General features: G+C 55.8%; 19 protein-coding genes, 1 tRNA gene and 1 pseudogene. 11 read left to right on the forward strand and 10 right to left on the reverse strand.

Going from position 1 to position 20709, the window contains the following annotated elements; translation table 11 throughout:
- Position 1 precedes the first annotated feature (1 nt).
- A complete protein-coding gene (locus QEP11_RS00385; RefSeq protein ID WP_284334574.1) occupies positions 2 to 769 on the forward strand; it encodes an ABC transporter ATP-binding protein in 768 nt (255 codons plus the stop codon).
- An 86-nt stretch (positions 770 to 855) separates the two neighbouring features.
- On the opposite strand, the gene QEP11_RS00390 is transcribed toward QEP11_RS00385, so the two are convergent.
- Genes QEP11_RS00390 through QEP11_RS00420 form a run of 7 tightly spaced genes read right to left on the reverse strand, consistent with a single transcriptional unit; the run spans position 856 to position 7891 of the window.
- Positions 856 to 1650: a maleate cis-trans isomerase family protein gene (locus QEP11_RS00390; protein WP_284334575.1), complete on the reverse strand. Its 795-nt coding sequence runs from the start codon at positions 1648 to 1650 to the stop codon at positions 856 to 858.
- 33 nt (positions 1651 to 1683) lie between these two features.
- Positions 1684 to 2424 (reverse strand): aspartate/glutamate racemase family protein, encoded by a 741-nt coding sequence (locus QEP11_RS00395; RefSeq protein ID WP_284334576.1) that lies wholly within the window; start codon positions 2422 to 2424, stop codon positions 1684 to 1686.
- 25 nt (positions 2425 to 2449) lie between these two features.
- Positions 2450 to 3955: a dihydropyrimidinase gene (hydA, locus tag QEP11_RS00400; RefSeq protein ID WP_284334577.1), complete on the reverse strand. Its 1506-nt coding sequence runs from the start codon at positions 3953 to 3955 to the stop codon at positions 2450 to 2452.
- Positions 3956 to 3981: 26 nt separating this feature from the next.
- A complete protein-coding gene (locus QEP11_RS00405) occupies positions 3982 to 4797 on the reverse strand; it encodes an ABC transporter permease (protein ID WP_284334578.1) in 816 nt (271 codons plus the stop codon).
- 11 nt (positions 4798 to 4808) lie between these two features.
- Positions 4809 to 5681 (reverse strand): ABC transporter permease, encoded by an 873-nt coding sequence (locus QEP11_RS00410; protein WP_284334579.1) that lies wholly within the window; start codon positions 5679 to 5681, stop codon positions 4809 to 4811.
- Between the two features lie 34 nt (positions 5682 to 5715).
- Positions 5716 to 6753 carry an ABC transporter substrate-binding protein gene (locus tag QEP11_RS00415; protein WP_284334580.1) on the reverse strand — a complete coding sequence of 346 codons (1038 nt, stop codon included), beginning with the start codon at positions 6751 to 6753 and terminating at the stop codon, positions 5716 to 5718.
- A 46-nt stretch (positions 6754 to 6799) separates the two neighbouring features.
- Positions 6800 to 7891 carry an ABC transporter ATP-binding protein gene (locus tag QEP11_RS00420; RefSeq protein WP_284334581.1) on the reverse strand — a complete coding sequence of 364 codons (1092 nt, stop codon included), beginning with the start codon at positions 7889 to 7891 and terminating at the stop codon, positions 6800 to 6802.
- Positions 7892 to 8118: 227 nt separating this feature from the next.
- On the opposite strand from QEP11_RS00420, the gene QEP11_RS00425 reads away from it, so the two are divergent.
- Entirely contained in the window at positions 8119 to 9552 is a 1434-nt protein-coding gene (locus tag QEP11_RS00425) for an amidase (RefSeq protein ID WP_284334583.1), read from the forward strand.
- Positions 9553 to 9587: 35 nt separating this feature from the next.
- Here QEP11_RS00425 and QEP11_RS00430 read toward each other — a convergent pair whose 3' ends face one another.
- On the reverse strand, positions 9588 to 10340 hold the full coding sequence (locus tag QEP11_RS00430; protein ID WP_284334584.1) for an aspartate/glutamate racemase family protein: 753 nt from the start codon (positions 10338 to 10340) through the stop codon (positions 9588 to 9590).
- Positions 10337 to 11056 carry a GntR family transcriptional regulator gene (locus tag QEP11_RS00435; protein WP_284334585.1) on the reverse strand — a complete coding sequence of 240 codons (720 nt, stop codon included), beginning with the start codon at positions 11054 to 11056 and terminating at the stop codon, positions 10337 to 10339. Before QEP11_RS00435 ends, QEP11_RS00430 begins: the two co-directional genes overlap by 4 nt.
- Before the next feature lie 106 nt (positions 11057 to 11162).
- On the opposite strand from QEP11_RS00435, the gene QEP11_RS00440 reads away from it, so the two are divergent.
- From QEP11_RS00440 to QEP11_RS00455, 5 genes and pseudogenes are all read left to right on the forward strand, one after another.
- Positions 11163 to 12545 carry an amidohydrolase family protein gene (locus tag QEP11_RS00440; protein WP_284334586.1) on the forward strand — a complete coding sequence of 461 codons (1383 nt, stop codon included), beginning with the start codon at positions 11163 to 11165 and terminating at the stop codon, positions 12543 to 12545.
- 87 nt (positions 12546 to 12632) lie between these two features.
- The gene (locus QEP11_RS00445) at positions 12633 to 13631 is read left to right on the forward strand and encodes a Bug family tripartite tricarboxylate transporter substrate binding protein (protein WP_284334587.1); all 999 of its coding nucleotides are present in this window, start codon (positions 12633 to 12635) and stop codon (positions 13629 to 13631) included.
- A 2-nt stretch (positions 13632 to 13633) separates the two neighbouring features.
- Positions 13634 to 14581: a polysaccharide deacetylase family protein gene (locus QEP11_RS00450; RefSeq protein ID WP_284334588.1), complete on the forward strand. Its 948-nt coding sequence runs from the start codon at positions 13634 to 13636 to the stop codon at positions 14579 to 14581.
- A gap of 351 nt (positions 14582 to 14932) precedes the next feature.
- Positions 14933 to 15040 (forward strand): annotated as a pseudogene (locus QEP11_RS18975) (helix-turn-helix domain-containing protein); the annotation flags it as partial.
- A gap of 210 nt (positions 15041 to 15250) precedes the next feature.
- On the forward strand, positions 15251 to 15562 hold the full coding sequence (locus tag QEP11_RS00455; protein WP_284334589.1) for a hypothetical protein: 312 nt from the start codon (positions 15251 to 15253) through the stop codon (positions 15560 to 15562).
- Positions 15563 to 15822: 260 nt separating this feature from the next.
- Here the strand turns inward: QEP11_RS00455 and QEP11_RS00460 are convergent.
- A tRNA-Gly gene (locus tag QEP11_RS00460) sits at positions 15823 to 15896 on the reverse strand.
- Between the two features lie 117 nt (positions 15897 to 16013).
- On the opposite strand from QEP11_RS00460, the gene QEP11_RS00465 reads away from it, so the two are divergent.
- The 4 genes from QEP11_RS00465 to QEP11_RS00480 all read left to right on the forward strand — a co-directional run bounded on the left by QEP11_RS00465 (position 16014) and on the right by QEP11_RS00480 (position 20433).
- Positions 16014 to 16517, forward strand: a complete 504-nt coding sequence (locus QEP11_RS00465; protein WP_284334590.1) for a low molecular weight protein-tyrosine-phosphatase — start codon at positions 16014 to 16016, stop codon at positions 16515 to 16517.
- Positions 16518 to 16775: 258 nt separating this feature from the next.
- Positions 16776 to 17858, forward strand: coding sequence for a substrate-binding domain-containing protein (locus QEP11_RS00470; RefSeq protein WP_284334591.1), 1083 nt, complete (start codon positions 16776 to 16778; stop codon positions 17856 to 17858).
- Between the two features lie 191 nt (positions 17859 to 18049).
- The gene (locus QEP11_RS00475) at positions 18050 to 18661 is read left to right on the forward strand and encodes a TRAP transporter small permease subunit (protein ID WP_284334592.1); all 612 of its coding nucleotides are present in this window, start codon (positions 18050 to 18052) and stop codon (positions 18659 to 18661) included.
- Positions 18662 to 18681: 20 nt separating this feature from the next.
- Complete coding sequence (locus QEP11_RS00480; protein WP_284334593.1) at positions 18682 to 20433, forward strand: TRAP transporter large permease; 1752 nt, start codon at positions 18682 to 18684, stop codon at positions 20431 to 20433.
- The last annotated feature ends 276 nt before the right edge of the window (positions 20434 to 20709 follow it).

Genomic DNA, 20709 nt, shown 5'->3' on the forward strand with positions numbered 1-20709 from the left:
CATGACGCTGATCAGCATCGACAAGGTCTCCCGCATTTTTGAAGACCCTCAGCGCAAAACCCCTGTGACGGCACTGCAGGAAGTCAGCATTCGGGTCAAGCGCAATGATTTCCTATGCCTGCTCGGACCCAGCGGCTGCGGCAAATCCACACTGCTGAACATGATTGCTGGCTTTGACACGCCCTCCTCAGGCAGTGTCACAGTGGGAGGGCATGTGGTTACACAACCGGGCATCGACCGGGGCTTCGTGTTCCAGCAAGCGAATCTGATGCCCTGGTTGCCAGTCTGGGAGAACGTATCTTTCTATTTGAAGATGCAGGGGCGCAGCGCAGAAGAGCGCCGCCAGAAGGCACAGAAATTCATTGATATGGTGGGGCTGCGAGGCTTTGAGAATCACTACCCCAGCGAGTTATCCGGCGGCATGAATCAGCGCGTAGGCATTGCACGTGCTCTGCTGATGAACCCCGAAGTCATTCTGATGGATGAGCCCTTTGGTGCTCTGGACGAACAGACCAAGATGGACATGCATGCCGAAATCATCCACATCTGGCGTGAAAGCAATACCACCATTGTGTTTGTGACCCACGGTATTGATGAAGCGCTGACCCTCGGCACCCATGTTGCAGTGATGTCTGCACGCCCTGGCCGCCTGACAGAGATGATGACCATCGATATGGACCGCCCTCGCGATCCCACATCTCCCATGTTCAATGACTACAAGCGCACGATTTTGCAGTTGCTGCGCCCCACTGCTGCGGTTACTGCCTAAAAGATAGAACTGAACCGGGCGCAGCCCATAAAAAAGGCCGCATCTTTCGAGATGCGGCCTTTTTGTTGCGTGGATAACTTATGCAGCTATCGCCGTACAAAACCATCCATTTGGAATAGCTGCCCCCAGGCTGCCAGAGGTTGGGTGGGCCATTGAGCCTGACGCAGCATGCCCCAGACCGTGGTGCTGACCGTGTCATACAGCGGAATACCGAATTCAGCTTCAATGGCAGGTGCCAGATGGGCTGCGCGCAGATTGGTGCAATAAGTGATCAATGCCTGAGGCGCTCGGGGATGCTGCGCCACAGAGCGCAAACGCTGCAATATCAGCTCCGGGGCCAGCATGCCAAACGCATGGTTGTCACGTATGTTCTCGTGTGTTTCCGCCACCACTTCAATGCCCATGCGCTCATAGTTAGCCGCAATACGCTGCTGCACATCGCTGGTATAGGGTGAAACAATTCCAATGCGTTCTATACCGCGCAATCGCAGCGCTTCATTGAGCGCCAAAATCGCCGTCGTAGCAGGAATGCCTGTCCTCTGCTGAATACGCTCGACCAGTCGCTCATCTTTGTCAAAGCCCATCCAACCAGCGGCGGTGCCACTCCAGCCAATGACATCGACCTTGGCATCTGCAAGCAATGCAGCCGCCGACAAAATATTTTCATCTTGAAATTGCCCCAGAGCCTGATCGCTGAGGGCAATTTCCGTCACTTTGAAACGCGAAAAATGCGCACTCACCAAGCTGTTTTTCAGGGAGTTCAGAGGCTTATCCGCCGCGTGATAACTCCCCACCAAAGCACTTGTCAAAGGCTCCAGAGCTGTATTGGAGGAAGGGGTCAGTACGCCCATGCGCAGATGGGCAGAGGTGGTCTCGGTCATAAAAATGGTGGCGTAATAAACAATGAGCGGGAGTCACGCATCCAATAGCGCTCCCAGGCTGGTTGGCAGCCCCTGGTGCAATTTCCGCGGAGGACGTGCAAAGCTTCCGATGCTAGCCTTGGCAGGCTGCAAGGCATGCAAGCTCTGGGCATGCTGCACGGCACTCGACACGCCATCCACCACAGGCACCCCGATGCGATCTTTGATCTTTCGTGCCAGCCCTGCCAGCGGTGCGCCCGCAATGATCAGTACCTCCGCACCATCTTCCCGCACGGCACGCTCGCACAGTGCCAGCAATGCTGTCTCGTGATCTTGCTGCACCTGACCGATATCGGCCAGCTGCTCGTCAAGCGCGCGAATGCTTGCCAGGCGGCCCTGCAACTGGTGACGCTGCACTTCTTCGCGATACCAGGCCTGAATACGCTGGCTGATGGCAATAATGGAAAAACGATGCCCCAGCAGACACGCACTCGCCAAGGCCGATTCCGTCATGCCAAGTACTGGAACTGGCATCACTTCACGCAGTGCGGCCAGCCCTGGATCGCCGAATGCCGCAACGATCACGGCATCGTGGCCGGCAACATGTTCTGACGCCATTTGCGCCACGGCATAGGCACCAATCAGCGCTTCAAAGCGCGTTTCTATATAGGCCACCCCGAACGGGGCAGTTTGCATAGTGATCTGTGTCTCTGGCGCTGCTGCCAGACGTGCTTCAGCAGCAATCAGCTCGGTCACACTGGTGGATATATTGGGATTGAGGATCAGTAGACGCATAAGTTTTTGCTTTCAAGCGCTCCTATCAGCAGCAGCTGCCATCACGGCACACGGTCTGATAGCGATGACTAAAGCGCGTACCTTCGGCCAGAAGACTGGGCTCGCCACAAGCCAGTAACTGCCCATGCCCCAGCTGGACATGGAAGTCAGAACCATCCCACACCACACGCCCGCGTGACAAGGTCATTGCTGGCCAGGCCTTGAGTTGCATGCCTTCGTAAGGTGTGTAGTCCACGTTGTGGTGGAGCATGCTGTTGGTGAGTTTGAAATCGACTTCTTTCCAGATCACCAGATCGGCATCTGCACCAATCGCAATACAACCTTTGCGGGGGTGCAGACCATAGGCTTTTGCGGGACCTGTAGAGGTCAGCTCAACAAAGCGCTGGGGGGTCATGCGCCCGCTCAGAACGCCTTCAGACCACAGCAAAGGCATGCGCGTTTCGATACCGGGAATACCGTTGGGGATCTTGCCAAATGCCACTTCCTGGCCTTGCGGTTTCTTGCCGTGCTCACCGTCAAAACGGAATGGAGCATGGTCTGAGGAAAAAACCGAGAACAATCCATCGTTCAGCCCATCCCAGATGATTTCCTGGTTGGCACGGTCGCGCGGCGGGGGACTGCAGACACATTTAGCGCCTTCATAGCTGTCGTCCAGACCCAGATCTTCACGCGTCAAGAACAGATACTGCGGGCAGGTTTCCGCAAAAATTTTCAAACCATGTGAACGGGCCCAGCGAATCTGCTCGACAGCTTCTTTGCCAGAGACATGCACGATCAGGATGGGGACATCCACCAGCTCTGACAGTGCAATGGCACGGTGCGTTGCTTCACGCTCCACCAGCATTGGGCGCGCGACTGCATGGAATCGCGGAGCGGTGCGCCCCGCAGCTTCCAGCTTGCGTGTCAGCCAGGCAATACAGTCGGCATTTTCTGCATGCAGCATGGCCATCGCACCATGTGCTTTGGCAACTGACAGCACGTCCAGAATCTGTCCATCATTGAGCTTCATGGCGTCATACGTCATATAGATCTTGAATGACGTAAAGCCTTGCGCAATCAGTTCTGGCAGCTCGTTCTCCAGCACCTCAGGGGTTGGATCTGTCACGATCATGTGGAAGGCATAGTCCACATGGGCTCGCCCGTCTACCCGCCGCTTGTACTCTTCCACCGCTGCGCGCAGTGAGTGTCCTTTTTGCTGCGCGGCAAAAGGAATCACCGTCGTCGTTCCGCCGCATGCGGCAGCGCGTGTCCCTGTATCGAAGTCATCGGCCATGCGCACAGGTCCGCTGGTAATTTCTTCCAGGTGGCAATGGGCATCCACGCCACCTGGCGTTACAGCACGCCCCTGGGCATCGATTTCTTTCAGGCCAGCAGGCAAACCGCAGCCCATCTGGACAATCTGCCCGCCACGAATGCCAATGTCGCAGAACATCTCATCGGCTGCGGTAATGACACGTGCATTGCGCACCACCAAATCCAGCGCGGCCACAATTGTGGCTCCTGTGTTGTTATTCATATCCCAAACTTTCATTGCTAGAACTTGTCATGCGCAGGTGCTTAGCGCATGCGGCGGCTAATGCCTGTGAGTTTCTCCATGCACACCATCAGCGCCACAGTGAAGAAAACCATCACACTGGAAATGGCCGCGATGCTCACATCCATGCGGTTTTCCAAGTCTTGCCACATGCGGATAGGCAGCATGTCGGTACTTGCATCACGCAAGAACAGCGAGACCGGAATGTTGTCGAAAGAGCTCATGAAGCAGATAAAGGCACCTGCAGCAATGCCGGGCGCAATCAATGGCAACGTTACCTTGCGCAGCGTGTACCACTTGCTGGCCCCCAGGCTGGCAGAGCTTTCCAGCAGCACAGTGGACAACTGCGTTAGAGCAGCCGTGGTAGTACGGATGACATAGGGCACGCCCAGCACCGTATGCCCGATCACCAGCGTGGAAAAAGACAGCGGCACGCCCAGCGTGGAGAAATACATCAGTGCAGCCAGTCCGAAGGCCAGCGCAGGCAGCACCAGGGGTGACATGAAGAAGGTGTCCAGCATCTTGGCCCAGTGGCTGGTTGAGCGCGAGATGCCCAATGCCGCAGCACTGCCCAAGACGACACTGAACACCGTGCACAGCAGTCCCACACGTACGCTGTTCCAAGCGGCTTCAAGCAGTTGCTCGTTGTCGAGCAGCTTTTCATACCAGCGCAGGGAAAAACCCCGCGGAGGAAATTTCAGCGAGTAGCCATCCGTGAAGGACAGGATCACCACAATCGCTGTGGGCGCCACGAGTAACAACAATGCAATGCTGGCCAGCAGCACCAGCAGTATGTACAGCGTGAGATCCGCCACCTTTTTACGTTGACGCATAGGCATGCTGATTCCTTTCAAATCTGGGCACTGTGGCGTGACACGGCACGTCCCAGCCAATTGAGCAAGCTCATGCACAACATGACCGCTGCTGTGAAGACGATGGACAACGCTGCCGCAAAAGGCCAGTTCTGCAGCGCAGAAGCCTGCTGGTAGATGTACATGGGCATGAAAAGCATCTGCCCACCACCAATCAGTGACTGTGTAATGAAGGCGGTAATACTGGCGGCAAAGGTCAGTAAGCTACCTGCGATCACACCTGGCAGCGTCAGCGGTACCGTCACTTTCCAGAACGTGCGCCATGCACCGGCGCCCAGCGCCGCTGAAGCATCATGCAGATTGGGATCGAGCTTTTGCATGGCCGTAATCAGTGGCAGTGTCATCAGGGGCAACTGCACATTCACCAGTGCGGCAATCAAGCCACCCCGTGAATACAGCAGGCCAATGCTTGAATCGATGACACCCCACTCCATCAGTGCCGTGTTGACAATGCCCTGGCGCCCCAAAATGACGATCCAGGCAAAGGTGCGAACCACCACACTCGTGAGCAAAGGCATCACGATGATCAGCATCAACAGCTTTTGCCAAGAACCTGGACAGCGCACATAGCACCATGCCAGCGCATAACCAAACAGCAAACACAGCAGGGTCGTCTGCAGCCCCAGCCACAGTGTGTCAGCCAGTACCAGCAGCGAGAATCCATCGGAGATGATCTGACCGTACTGCGCCAATCCCATGCTCTGGAGTTCCGGCTCATTGAAAAAACTGACCGCCAGCAATGTAACCAGCGGCATGAGGAAGAACAGCACGAAGCATGCTGCCAGCGGCAGCGAAAAAGCCAGGCTGTACCCTACCGGTGAGTGACCGGAGGATGAAAAGGCAACACGCATTCGTGCGATCTCCGTTAGCTAAAGCAATAAAACGTCAGAGCTTGATTTCGCGGTTAAAGCGATCAACCCACTGCGCGCGTTGCTCGTTGATCTTTTTCCAGTCTTGGAAGATGAACTTCTGCTTCATCTCTTCCGTGCTCTTCACGAGTTCCTTGTCGATGGCCCCCTCCATGGCCACCTTGGCATTGGTGGGGATCACCAGATAAGGGGCTTGCATCAGCTTGGCCTGCACTTCAGGCGACAGGGCGGTGTCAATCAGCTTGGCCGCCAGCTCTTTATTGGGCGAGTTCTTGACGATATGAATAGATGTCTTGAACGCAATCGCACCTTCCTTGGGAATCACAAACTCCACAGGTACACCCCGCGCCTTGAGCAACTGGATCTGATTGAAGTTGCCGGGGCTGATATCGATCTCACCCTGGGCAAACAGAGTGGCCAAGGCTCCCGGATTAGCAACCACAGCAGCCAGGTTCGGGCGCAGCTTCTTCAGCGCATCAAAGCCTGGCTCCACATTGCTTTCGTTGCCACCATACATGCGTGCTACTTCCACCAGGAAGCCGGTTCCCAACGTGGAGTTCAGGTTGGTAATGCCCACGCGATTTTTATAGGCGGGGTTCCACAAGTCTTTCCACGAGGTCGGTGGCGTCTTGATCTTCTCGGGGTTGTAGGTCAGACCAACCACCTGGAAAAAGATCGATGGCCCATTGCCATCTTGAGCTTCAGGAATCAAATCGTTGTAATGCGCACTCGATGCCACGGGGAAAGGTTCCACCAGGTCCTGCCCAATCGCTGTCAGGGCCGGGCCTGGATCGTGCAGCATCAAGTCAATCGGCGGGTTGTTGCGAGCAGCGGTGACCTTGGCGATCTGGTCGACCGACAGCATCGGATCAAGCAACATACTCTGGCCCGACGCCTTCTTGAAAGCGGGCAACAGGATATCCCGATGCGCTTCCTCAAAGCTTCCCGTAAAGGTGGCAAACACCAGCTTTCTCGCTTGCGCATGCGACAAATTTGGAAAGAGCTGCATGGCGCTGAGTGTCAAGGCACTACCCAGCAAAGAACGGCGGTTCATGGACAAGATAAGACTCCTTCAGAAGAGAGAAAAGTTCGGGGAACCTTCAAGGGTGAGCAAATACATTGACGCAGGCAGCAGATGCAGGCTTCACAGACAGCGATGCATCTACCGGATGCAGGCTGGCGCCGAGCAAGCGGGCTCCAGATAACTTCAGACGCAGCCCGTTTGTTGTACAAATTTCATGAACAGAACTGGCCCCCAAAGGCATGCCCAATTCCACCTGACCCGGTAGTGCATCGATTGAAGGAGCGATGGCATGCAGGTTCTCAGGCCGCACACATGCCACCACGCGCGCACCGAGAGCCAGTGAAGGATCGCGGCACACCCCGCTCCAGATCACGCCTTCGTCCAGCTGTACCTGAACCTGAGAACCTTCACGTTCCATGAGCACACCCGGCAGCACATTCGCCGTACCGACAAACTGGTTGACAAACAAGGATGCGGGCTGGTCATACACCTGAGCAGCGGGCGCAAACTGCTCCAGCCTCCCCTGACTGAACACAGCTACACGGTCGGCCATGCCCAGGGCTTCTTCCTGATCGTGGGTCACGATCAATGCCGTGGTTCCTGCACTGCGCTGGATACGTTTGATCTCCATCTGCATGTCCAGACGCAGGCTCTTGTCGAGTGCTGAAAAAGGCTCATCCAGCAGAAGCACTTTGGGCTCAATGGCTAAAGCACGCGCCAGCGCCACACGCTGCTGCTGGCCTCCGGAAAGCTGACGGGTCTGACGTTCTGCAAGGTGCCCCAGTTGCACCAGGTCCAGCATCTCCTTGACTCGCTTCTGGATAGCCGGTTTATCGACCTTGCGCGCGGCCAAGCCATAGCCTACGTTCTGCGCCACGGTCATATGTGGAAACAAGGCGTAATTCTGGAAAACGATGCCGATGTTTCTTTGCGCCGGGGCTAGCTCATCCACACGCCGATTACCGATAGAGACCTTGCCACTGGTCTGCCCGATGAAGCCCGCAATGATGCGCAGCAATGTGGTCTTGCCACATCCACTGGGGCCGAGCAATGCCACCAGCTCACCGGCATTCACTTCGAGGGTTACGTGATCAACGGCCAAGGCATCGCCATAGCGATGCACGATATCGTCAAGGGTCAGGCTGTGTGCGGCAGTGTTTTGCATCATGCCAATGCATCTGCAAATCGTGTGCCAACTTATTTCTTATTGAATACCAAATTTATTTTTTATGTACACAACATCAATTCAAATTGATTTCTACATGGAACTACTTTTGCATACATAGAAATCCAGATTGACAGTGCCAAGCAAGGCATTCAATTAGTGCAACACAAGAACTTCTTTGGTGCAAATACCGCACAAATTTGGATTCAATTTGGTTAACAAGGATTTCCATGTCGAATGAAGATTTACATCAGTGGTCAGCTTATGAGACCGCACAGCGAGTGAATGCAGGCAACATCTCTGCACAGACCATCACCCAGCACATGCTCGATCGGATTGAGCGCTTCAATCCTTCACTGAACGCTTTCGCTTTCTGGGATCCGGCTATTCCCCTGAAGGCGGCAGCGCAAGTCGATGCGCGACTGGCTGTCGGTGAGTACCTGCCCATGGCAGGGGTGTGCTTTACCGTCAAAGACAACCTCTGGCTTCAAGACGTTCCCTGCACGTTTGGGTCATTGCTGTTTGAAGACTTCTTAGCGCCGGCTGATAGCTGGTGTGTCGCACGGATGCGCAGTCTGGGCGCTATCCCACTGGGGGTTACCAACTGCTCTGAATTCGCCTGTATGGGCATTACCACGACATTGCTGCACGGCACCACCACCAACCCCTGGAACACCGCCCTGACGCCTGGAGGCTCGTCCGGAGGTGCTGTTGCAGCATTGGCTGCCGGGATCGGCCATGTAGCCCTGGCCACCGATGCAGGTGGTTCAACCCGCCGACCAGCAGCCCATACCGGCCTGGTGGGCATGAAACCCACGCTAGGTCGTATTCCTAACCCGGAAGGCTTTGATGACCCCAACCATTTGCTGTCCGTCATTGGCCCCTTGACCCGCAATGTCCATGACAGTGCATGGGTGCTGGACCTGCTAAGTGCTTGGGAACCCGCAGACCCGCTGTCCTGCCCCAGCTTTGCGCATTCCAATGCGATAGCGGTGCTGCAAGACGATGTGAAAATGTTGCGCCTTGCCTGGTCGCCCACTTTGGGATGTGGACTGTCAATTGATGCCGATGTGCTGTCCACCATGCAGGCTGCCGTAAATGCGCTGCGTGAGGCGGGCTGGCACATTGAAGACGCAGATCCGATCTGGCCCGAGGGCGCTCGCGAGTACCCGCTAATCGGACTACAGCAAGCCGGTCTGGCACAACGCTTTGGTGCGCAATGGCAGGAAGATCCAGCCCGGATCATGCCCAACCTGGGCGAGCAGATTGCCTTGGGACAGAGCATTACAGGCCCACGTATCACAGAACTGCTCAAGCTGCGGGAACATTTCCACGCCAGCTTTGCCCAGTTCTTCAAACAATACGATGCGCTACTGTGCCCCACCGCACCCGTAGAGGCCTGGCCCCATGAACTCATAGGCCCAGCAACCATTGGCGGACAGCCTGCCGGCCCTCGTGGACATGCGGCTTTCACGCCGATTTTCAACTATGGAGGGGTGCCTGCCATCTCCGTGCCTTGCGGATTTGGCCGTCAGGGACTGCCTGTAGGGCTGCAGATCGCCTCAGCACGTTTTGAAGATGCGCGCGTCCTGCAACTGGCCTGGCAAGCAGAAAAGACTTGGCAACTGGATATGCGCAGCCCGCTCATGCGCGCGAACGCCTGATGCGAGCGCCCCTCCTGTTCAGGGGTTGCTTGCATCTATTCGGCCATATGGCGCACTAGGCTCGGTGCTACACCTGTGACTTCACGCTGATGCACGCGAGAAAATCCCCCCGTCGTGGCCTTAGTGGCTTGTATATGCACCATCAATAGTGCCTGCCAGGCTGCCGCCTCAATTCCGTCGACCACCGGCACGGGCAGCAAAGCCTGCAGGGCAGCACGATAGCCCGAAAGTACCGCGCCACTGAGGATGATGACATCCAGATCATGTGCCGTAATCATCTGCTGTGCCTGCTGCTGCAATTGCTCCAGGACCAGTGGCTCTACTGCCAGCGCTCCAGGCAGAAATGCTTGGGGCAAGTGGGGCGCAGCCCATGCCTGCATCAAACCATCCATCTGGTACAGGCGTAGTTGCTCTTGATACACCGGCAGCATGTGCGCGCCTAAAGTCATCAGACCAATGCGCTGCCCCAGTTGCGCAGCGACCAAGACTGAAGCTTGCAACATGCCAATCACCGGGATATCCAGCACTTCTCGCAAACTCCACAGACCCGCATCGGTAGATATGGCCAGGATGACAGCATCAGCACCTGCCGCATGCTCAACGCCCAGTTGCAGCGCCTGCTGCGCAGCCAGCACGTTTTCAGCACGACTGCCCACAATCCGGGGGCCCTCGGGGGCTGTAACTCCGGCAATACTGGCCATGCTGCCTACACTGTGCTGCGCGGTATCGACCATGCGCTGTGTGACATGAACGCTGGTGTTGGGATTGATCAGTAGCAACTTGGTCATGGCGCAGGCAAAAAGGATTTCAGAATATCGGCCACTGGCTCACTGGCACGCGGCTGCATGCGCTGCAGAACACGGTTTTGCACCAGCAGCAAATGTGCTTTCATGGCATGGACCGCAGCCGCTGCATCACGCTGTTCCAGCGCCTCCAGCACCTGCAGGTGCTCGGTGGGCGCACATTCGCTAGCACTTTGTGGTTCATACAAGGCCACATACATCTGCGTGCGTGCAATCAGTTGTTCGCACATGGTCTGCAAAGTGGGGGAATCCAGCAGCCCCACCACCTCAGCGTGAAAGTTCCCGGCCATGCGCACCGAATGCTGACGTGCCTGTCCCGTCATGGCGCCCTGCTTTTCCTGGTGCACAAGACGCTTGAGCCGCTTCAACTGGGTAGCAGTAATGCGGGGAGCCAGTTCCAGCAATGCCCCACCTTCCAGGGCAATGCGCGCCTGATAGGCATCAATCACCTGCGCTGGAGTGGGTGTGGGCACAAATGCACCGCGATGAGGATGCATCTCCAGCTTGCCCGCCTGCCCTAGGCGGATCAGCACTTTGCGCACCATGCCACGCGTGACCGCAAACGCCTCCGCCAGATGCCGCTCTCGCAGTGCTGTGCCTGCAGGCAATCTGCCTTCCAGCAAAGCACTTTCAATGCTGGCGTAAAGCTGCGACTCGGTAATTCCAGCCTCCTGCGCTGGTGTTTCTGTACTTTTTTTCATAGTCAGCACGAATTTTGCATCGTAATTACAAACCTTAAAAATATTTTTGGTTAACCATCTTTAATATTTCAATCAACCAAATCAATACAACCCTGAAAGCTTCATCATGACCAACACTACCTCAGACATGCAACCGACGGCGCCTGTTGTCTTTGACTTGCTGCTGCGCGATGCCATCTTTCTGACAGCCGATCCGGAACAACCTGTCTGCCGCTCCTGGTGTCTGGGTATCCATCATGGCGTCATTACATGGCTGGATCGCGCACCGCCCAGCAGCTATACCGCCAAGCGAGAATTGAGCCTGCCAGGTCACTTTGTCACCCCGGGTTTTGTGAATCCGCATGTGCATTCCATCTTGAGCATGGTGCGTGGCGTGGCCGTGGATATCGGTTTTGCGCCGTCCTACACACCGGGCATTCCCAAAGGCACCGAAGTCAATCCTGAACAGGCCCGTGCACTCGCCCGACTGGGTGCGCTGGAAGCCATGCTCTTTGGCTCCACGCTCGTGGGTGACAACTTTGTGCATGCCGATGTCAGCACACAGGCCATGGCAGATCTAGGCCTGCGCCTGGCACCGAGTTGGCGCATTCACGACGTGGATTTTGCTCAGGTGGCACAAGGTCAGTGGCACTATGACCCGCGCATTGGCGAGAAGACGCTGCAAGCAGGTCTGGAACTGTATGAGGCCTGGAAAGATCACCCCCGCGTCTCCGTCAATCTGGCAGCGCACGCAGTAGATACCTGCTCCAACACTTTTCTGAAGACCATTGCCCAGGAGGCTCAGCAACGTGACCTGGTGGTATCCACACATCTGGGGCAAAGCCAGGTGGAAGTGCAGCGGGTGCATGAGCGCACCGGGAAAACCTCGGTGCAGGTGCTGGAGGAAGTTGGCTTGCTGAATCACCGGCTCATGGGAGGCCACTGCATCTACGTCACGTCAGATGACCTGCAGCGCATGGCCCGCACCGGAGCGCATGCCGTCCATATTCCCAAGTGCAACATTACCTCCGGGCGCATGGCTAACACACCAGCAATCCTGCGAGCAGGGGTGAATATGGCGCTGGCCACGGACACACAGCATGGCGACATGATTGAACTCATGCGCTGGGCGCTCAACACCGCACGTATTCAGGAAGGTGGCATCTCACAGGAATTCCAGCCCCACCACGTCTTCCACATGGCCACCATGGGCGGCGCCAAAGCTTTGGGCATGGAGCAGCAGATTGGCTCCATCACGCTGGGCAAACGCGCAGACCTGGTGCTGATTGATGCCAACCGCCCCCACTTGGTGCCCCATGTCAATCCATTGGGCAATCTGGTGCATACCGGCCAGGGCCGGGATGTCGGCATGGTGATCATTGACGGTGACATCGTCGTGGAGAACGGCCGCCCCACACGCGTCGACATGGAAACCGTGTGCCGGGAAGCCGAAATGGCATGTCAGCAACTGTGGGAGGGCCATGGCAAGCGGTACTGGCTACAGAGTTAATCACCTGCAATCAATTTGGTTAACAAAATGAATTGATTTGGCACACCATTTGCATAAAGGCTCCTATCTTTTCGCAGGAGCCTGAACATGCTTAAAACCCCTCAATTCTCAGTTCGCCGCACTTTGTTCGCAGCAGCACTCGGCGTGAGTGTATTGGCCATTGCAGGGCCTGGCATGGCTGCCAGCGACTACCCTACACAACCCGTCAAAATCACGGTGCCCTTCCCCCCAGGCGGTTCGGCCGACCTGTTTGCCCGCATCGTGGGCGAAGGTCTGTCACGCAAATGGAGGCAGCCTGTGATCGTGGACAACAAACCCGGCGCCGGCGGTGTGCTGGCCACCCAAGCAGTCGCTCGACTGCCCAATGATGGCTACAACCTGATGGTGGTAACCGTGGGGCATGCCATCAATCCCCATCTGTACAGCAAGCTGCCCTATGACACCAGCAAGGACCTGATGCCCCTGGCCAAACTGGCCACCATGCCCAGCTTGCTGGTCGTTAACCCGCGCCATACTGCAGCCAGTACCGTGCAGGAGCTTGTAGCGCAGGCCAAACAGGAGACTACACTTCAAACCTTTGCCAGCTCCGGTAACGCCAGCACCAGCCACGTGGCAGCCGCCCTTCTGAACACCTACACGGACATTGCCCCGACACACGTGCCTTACAAGGGCTCGGCTCCTGCCATGACCGATCTGCTCAGTGGACATGTGGACTGGATGATTGATCCGCTGGCCACTGCACTACCTCATGTGAAAGCAGGAAAGCTCAAGGCGCTGGCAATCACCACCAGTCAGCGCTCCCAGCTGGCACCGGATATCCCTACCATGCAGGAGGCTGGGGTCAAAGGCTATGACTTTGCCTCCTGGTTCTTGATGCTGGCACCTAGTGGCGTACCCGACACAGTGGCCCAGCGCATCAACCAGGATGTCGCAACTGTCCTGCAAGACAGCGCTGTGCGCCAGCGATTTACCGAACTCGGCGCCGAAGCCGGCAGCGGCACACCCACCGAGCTCCAGGGCTTTATCCATCAGGAAATTCAGCGCTATGGCGCCCTGGTGAAGCAATCGGGCATGAAAGTGGAGTAACCATGCAGCGCCACACAATACCGGCAGACTGTGTGCCGTTTGGATTGCCTCGTGATCTCCTGGGCTACCGTGGCCGGCCACCGCATGCCCAGTGGCCAGACAGTGCCCGCCTGGCGGTATCGCTGGTGCTGAATTTTGAAGAAGGCGCCGAATACGCCATCTCGGAAGGCGATAGCCACAACGAAGCAGTCTACGAAGTCATTGACCGCCTGCCAGACATTCCAGATCCCTGCCTGCAATCCCATTTTGACTACGGCACGCGCGCAGGCTGGTGGCGCATCATGCAGGTGCTGCAGGATTTTGGTACCCCCTGCACCGTCAGCGCCTGCGGCGCTGCCATTGCGCGTCTGCCGGAACTGGCTCAGGACGCCATACAGCGCGGGCATGAAATTTCTGCGCACGGATGGCGCTGGGAGAGCCATGCGCGCATGGCAGTCGAGGAAGAAATCCGCAATATTCGCCGCACCGTGCAAGCCATCAAGCATGCCACCGGAAAGCGCCCACTGGGTTGGCATACACGCTCGGCCTCTTCACCGAATACGCGCGCACTGTTGATGCAGGAAGGGTTTGTCTACGACAGCGATTTCTATGGTGATGACCTGCCCATCCTGACCCGTACACCCCAGGGCGCCCCCTATGTGGTCATGCCCTATGCGTTCGACACCAATGACATGCAATTCCAGCACACCCAGCGGTTTTCAACCGCCCATGAGTTTGCCGACTATGTCATTGCAGCCATTGACTGGCTGTGGCACGAGGGGACTCAGCACCCCAAGATGCTCTCAATCGGATTACATCTCCGAATGCTGGGGCGTCCTGCACGCATCGCTGCCCTACAGCGCATTCTGGACCATATCCAGAACAAGGGGCAGATCTGGGTTGCACGACGCGATGGCATTGCAAAGCATTGGTTAGAGAGACAGCCTGCATCGCAACCAAATGCAGGTTGACCTATCTACTTCGCACCCGCTTTGACAGAGCGGCTTCAGTTAGCGCGAACTCTCGGTCGTTATGGCCGCAATTCTTGATTTGCTGAATGAAGTCTTCTATGAGATCAAGGGCCCAAAGAGTCTTCAGAACGAACCCAAACTGCACTGTGACAGCAGCAGATTCAATGCTGCACACAGTGCGTGCTGACAAGTCACAGCGTTATGCAAGCTCTTCTTGTGTCCACTCTTTCACGATCCGGGCTGTACGAATTTTGCCAGCAAGAATTTGAGTGCATCCTCTGCTTCAAAAGGCAGCATCGCTAAAGTGATCGAAAAACCTGCTCTGGTAAGTATGCTGGACTAGCCAAACACCTTGGCATTGCCAAGAGCACTATCTATGGCTGGCTACAAGATAAGCGAGATCCAAGCGCTGATACCAGTCTGCGTATTGCACGCTTTGCACAAGTTGATTGGGCCACCTTGCTAGTAGGCATCCCTGACACCTTGGAGCTGCCAGTGTTTGGACCCCGACTGTCGCTACCTTTTAACATTACGGCGCGACCTAAATGGACACGTCAGGTTCAACCCCATGATTGGCCCCATATCGAACAACAACTCCAGGCCAAATTGAAACAACCTATGCCCGTTTCTGTGACACATGCTGCCTGCGTTGTCCGTATCCTCGCACACATGCTCTACATGTACAGCAACGCCACGACCAGAAAGATTGGACAACGCAGGCTTGAATATCTCCAAAGCAGGCTGTTGTCTCATGTCGTCGCCGCACGGCTGCATCTGGAGCAAGCTTGCCACTGGCTTCTGGATGACGGTATCGCACCAAACATGCGTGAGGTTGAAAAGCTGGTGCCCGCAGAAATCTTGGGCCCTATCTCAAACACATGGGATGCAATTCGAGAAGTTCGCCAATACATAGAAAGTAGCGAGCAAGCAACTGCGGGAACCTGTGACAACACTCACCCTCGAAAATTAGTCATAGACTAATCCGCCCAATACCTCCAAAGCCAAAGGCTGCCTCTCTCAGTACTGAGGGAGGCAGCCTTTTTGCGTATCGACCTGACTAGTTCAGATACAAAAAAAGCCCGCCTGAAAGATTCAAACGAGCCTGTACCGAATTCTTAGAAGCCTACCAACAAGTCACGATAAAGAAAATGTGTCCCAAAGGAAAATCAAGCATAACCTGTCCGGTGCGGCCACTTCTGCTTAACGACACAACAGGAAAAGAGCCGCGAATGGGCAAAGGATGGAGCGGGTGATGGGAATCGAACCCACGCTATTTGCTTGGGAAGCAAAAGTTCTACCATTGAACTACACCCGCTTTTATGATCTGTCACGTACATGCTGCGCCTGCTCTGCACACTGACAGGACGTAAATCTATCACAGACAGCGCCTCACACTTCACGGCTGCCCACTGAAATCTCAAAAAAACTTTCCATGAACTTCGCTCACGCCCCCAAGCCTTTTGCCGTATTGATGGTCTGCATGGGGAACATTTGTCGCAGCCCCAGCGCACATGGCGTGTTGCGTGACATGGTGCATGCCAAAGGCTGGAGCAGCTGGTTCACCGTGGATTCGTGTGGCACGCATGCTTACCATGTAGGTGAGGCTCCTGACAGGCGCAGTCAAAAGCATGCTTTGCAGCGTGGCTACGATCTGAGTGACCTGCGTGCCCGCCAGCTCACACGCGAAGACTTTTCGCGTTTTGACTTGGTGCTTGTGATGGATCATGAGAACATGGCTCGCGCACAGGCTCTGTGCCCTCCTGAGGAACGTCACAAATTGCACCGTTTGACAGAGTTTTGCACCAGTCTACGCAGCGCCGTGATACCCGATCCTTATTACGGAGGTGATCAAGGCTTTGAACATGTGCTTGATCTGATTGAGGATGCGTGCCAAGGTGTGCTGACGCATGTAAAAGAAGAGCACCTGACACTTTGACCGCCGCATCACCCTGCTCTCGTATATAGATCATGTTTATGCATTGATCTGATAAATATTTTTCGGCTTATCGTTGTGCATTTGCGCAGTAGAGTGCATTCCGTAGTGCACTTTCAATCTCGGCCTTCGCATGAGGGCTCTACCTTTTTAATAGCTTGATGCCGCTATCGTGGCGCTCCTTTTCCGTTTCAAGCGCTCTTTTTCTTCGTGCACAGCATCCAACTTCATTACACCTTGCAAGACACCCCGTCGAACAGCATGATTCAGCACCCTTTACTGGATATGCTGGAAGCGATTGTGCAAAAGGGCTCCATCTCCGGAGCTGCACGTGCCCTGGGGCTGTCCTATCGCAATGTATGGGGAGCGCTCAAAAAATGGGAAACGCAGTTAGGTCAGGAAGTGATTCTCTGGGGCAAAGGCCATACCGCTCAATTGAGCCCTTTTGGATTGCGCCTTTTGCAATACGAGCGCCAGGCACAGGCGCGCTTGGCGCCGCATATTGAGGCTATTCAAGCTGAGCTAGAGCGCAGCTTTGCCCTGAGCTATGACGAGCACACGCCAGTCCTTTCTCTACACGCCAGTTTTGACAGCGCCTATAGCTTGTTGCGCCAATTTGCCAGCGCACAAGGGGAATCTTCGGTCCACTTGGATCTGACACCTTGCGTGAGCGTGGATGCCTTGCGTGCACTGAACGAAGGGCGTGCAGCACTAGCGGGCTTCCATGTCCTGGAGGCAGCGGGTAAACATTCTATGGCCGCACACATCTACAAACCTTTGCTGGATATGGTGCAACACCGCTGCATCAGTCTGGGCCGCCGCGCACAAGGCTTGATGGTGGCAGCCGGCAACCCCTTACAGCTGCGCAGCTTGCAAGATGTGGCAGACCGCAAGGCAAAGTTTGTGAACCGTCCTGTTGGGACTGGTACACGTGTGGTACTTGCAGATCTGATGGCGCAAGCACAGATTCACCCTGAAGAAATCATCGGCTTTGACGATGAAGAGCCAAGCCATAACGCAGTAGCGCAAGCTGTTGCACAGGGCCAGGCTGATGTGGGCCTTGGCATTGCATCAGCAGCACAGGCCAAAGGTTTGGATTTTGTGCCCCTCTGTCAGGAGCAGGACCTGCTCGTGTGCCACGCAAGCCTGGTTCAGCACCCCGCCATTCAAGCCTTGTGCCACATGCTGCGTTCGCCCCAATGGCATCAGCGACTGCATGCACTGGGAGGACACGATTGCAGCCAAAGCGGCCAGATTGCGCGACTGCAGGACTGCTTGGCATGGTGGTCGGGCAGCTGCCTGCGCAATGCCCACGCCATGGAGCATCCTGTTCTTTTCACCTAGTGATTACCCTGGATTTACGCCAAAAACACGGTTAAAAATCCCAATTTGTGACGCACCGTCACAAACCCGTCAGCAAGTACCAAGACGCCTCCGTAGAATCGCGCGACTGTGCATTCCTATAAGTCTGCAGTGCAGCCACGGCCACACGCTATGTGCTGTAACTGTGGCAAACCGCGCTTTTTGGAGACACCATGCAAGCACTTCTACGGCTCTCTCGGGGGATCGACCGGCTCAATGCCTGGGTCGGCAAATACGTCATCTGGCTCATTCTTGCGGCCACTGTCATCAGCGGCGCGAACGCTGTGGTGCGCAAGGTTTTTCACACCAGCTCCAACGCTTTTCTGGAAGTGCAGTGGTACTTCTTCGCTGCTTCGTTCCTTCTGGCAGCAGGCTATACCCTCCTGGAAAAAGAGCACGTCAAAGTGGACGTGATCAATGCCAAGCTGTCGCTGCGCACGCGGGTATGGATCGACATCCTGGGGTTTGCCATGTTCCTGACCCCCATGTGCCTCATCGTGCTCTATTACGGCATTCCGTTTTTTCTTCAGGCCTACAACACAGGGGAAATGTCGAGCAATTCGGGCGGTCTGATTCGCTGGCCGGTTTACCTGATGATGCCTCTGGGCTTTGGCTTGCTGCTGTTGCAAGGACTGTCTGAACTCATCAAGCGCATTGCGTTCCTGATGGGAATGATCAGCGACCCCATGGTCAAGATCGTGGAAAAGACTGCTGAGGAAGAGTTGGCTGAAGCCATCCTCAAAGCCGAAGAAGAAGCCGAGCGCACAGGCGCCAAGCGCGCATAAACGGCAGGGGAGACAACAAGATGGAATTCATCGCAAACAATATGGCACCGATCATGTTCGCGGGCCTGATCTGCTTTTTGCTTCTGGGCTTCCCGGTAGCTTTCAGCCTCGGTGCTTGTGGCTTGTTCTTTGCCGTTGTGGGGATTGAGCTCGGCGTTCTGCCCGAAGCCTTGATGCAGGCGCTGCCCTTGCGCATCTACGGCATCATGCAAAACGAGACAATGCTGGCCATCCCGTTCTTCACGCTCATGGGCTTGATCCTTGAGCGCAGCGGCATGGCAGAAGACTTGCTCGACACCGTGGGGCAGCTTTTTGGTCCCATCCGTGGTGGCGTGGCCATTGCTGTGATCTTGGTCGGTGCCATGCTGGCTGCCACGACCGGCGTGGTTGCAGCATCCGTGATCTCCATGGGTTTGATCTCGTTGCCCATCATGCTGCGCTACGGCTATGACCGCCGAATTGCCTCTGGGGTGATTGCAGCTTCTGGCACGCTGGCACAGATCATTCCGCCATCGCTGGTTCTGATCATCCTGGCTGACCAGTTAGGCCGCAGCGTGGGTGACTTGTACAAGGGCGCATTCATCCCCGGCTTCATGCTGGTGGGCTTGTACATGTTGATGATTTTCGCCATCGCCATTTTCAAGCCATCGATGGTTCCAGCCCTGCCTCCGGAGGCACGCAGCCTGAAGGAAAAAGACGGCTCCAACGGCCTGACATCGTTGCTGATGCTGACCGTGCTGTGCGTGGGTGTCTCTCTCTATGCTGCTGAAAACATGGCCACCATCCATACATGGTTCACTGGTGAAGTGGTGGAAAAAGTGGCCAAGGATGAGACCATCGTCTTTGCCATGTGCTTCGGTGTCGCGCTGGCCTTTGTGGCAGCTTCCATCAACCGAATCACCGGTATGGGCCTGCTGTCACAAGTGGCCGAAAGAGTCACTTTTGTACTGATTCCCCCGCTGCTGCTGATCTTCCTGGTGCTGGGCACGATTTTCCTGGGCATTGCCACTCCCACCGAAGGTGGCGCCATGGGTGCGCTGGGCGCCATGATCCTGGCCTTCAGTCGCAAGCGTTTGAACTACCAACTGCTACGTCAGGCACTGGTGGGCACCACCAAACTGTCGTGCTTTGTGATGTTCATCCTGATCGGCGCCACCGTGTTTGGCCTGACCTTCCAGGGCGTGGATGGTCCTCTGTGGGTGGAGCATCTGCTGGCAGACCTTCCAGGCGGTCAATTGGGCTTTCTGATCCTGGTGAACGTGATGGTGTTCTTCCTCGCGTTCTTCCTGGACTTCTTTGAGCTGTCCTTCATCGTGGTGCCTTTGCTGGCACCTGTGGCAGACAAACTGGGCATTGACCTGATCTGGTTTGGTGTGTTGCTGGCGGTAAATATGCAGACATCATTCATGCATCCACCATTCGGCTTTGCACTGTTCTTCCTGCGCTCTGTAGCCCCCGATAAGGAATACACAGACAAGATCACCAAGCAGCGCATCGCCCCAGTCACCACGACTCAGATCTACATGGGCGCCATTCCGTTCCTGTGTATTCAGCTGTTGATGGTCGGCCTGATCATTGCTTTCCCAGGCATTGTCTCCAGCGGCTTGGATGAAAAGGTGGAATACGATCTGGATGCCATTCGTGAACAAATGGAGTCGTCCATGCCAGCACCGATTGACTTTGACAACCCCTATATGGAGCAAACGCCGGGCAGCGACAGCACTGCCGATGAAGACCCCTTGAAGGCCCTTCAAGAGTCCATGGGCCAATAAACCCGCTACTGCACAACAGGCCCCTGCATGCGAAAGCATCAGGGGCTTTTTTACAGATGCCTTTGCGCTCTGTATTCGCATAGCAGTGAATATCCCCTGTACTTCGCACCCTTAGGCCTGCGCTGACTTACATGATTTCGCTACACTGCTTGCCGGGTGCCCACTACACAAGGTGGTGATGGCAGGTATTGAAGTGCACAGGTCGGGCCGCCTGTGCCGCACAGCACATGTGCGTACCTGCCCTTGTTCCGCGCTTTTTCCATCACGCGTGGTGCA

The sequence above is a fragment of the Comamonas halotolerans genome (assembly GCF_030162935.1).
Classification (GTDB): Bacteria; Pseudomonadota; Gammaproteobacteria; order Burkholderiales; family Burkholderiaceae_C; genus Comamonas; species Comamonas halotolerans.